Below are 268 nucleotides of genomic sequence, written 5' to 3'. Positions count from 1 at the left end.
TAGGGGAAATCGGCAACCAGGCGGCGGACATCGCGCGCGCGGAGGGGCAGATAAGGGCCACGAATGCCGGTAAGGCGGAGCTGGCCGCAAAGGGTATCAGAGAGCCGGGCGAAGGCGCGCCGAAGGCGGAGTGGGCTGACTACAACAAAGCGCTGGCCGCAACGGACAGCTATAAAGCCGCCGCGGCGCCTTTCGGCACGGGCAGCGCCCTTCAGCAGGGTATTCAGGCGGCGACGGCGGCGGTGCAGGGCCTGGCGGGGGGCAGCCT

The 268-nt window shown here is 69.4% G+C and carries 1 pseudogene; it reads left to right on the top strand.

Annotation, left to right across the window (positions count from 1 at the left end):
• Positions 1–268: pseudogene (locus tag HA43_RS18580) on the top strand (VENN motif pre-toxin domain-containing protein); the annotation flags it as partial.

The sequence above is a fragment of the Pantoea eucrina genome (assembly GCF_002095385.1).
Taxonomy (GTDB): Bacteria; Pseudomonadota; Gammaproteobacteria; order Enterobacterales; family Enterobacteriaceae; genus Pantoea; species Pantoea eucrina.
The sequence above is the reverse complement of the archived record's forward strand: the minus strand, read 5'-3'. Positions and strand labels throughout refer to the sequence as shown.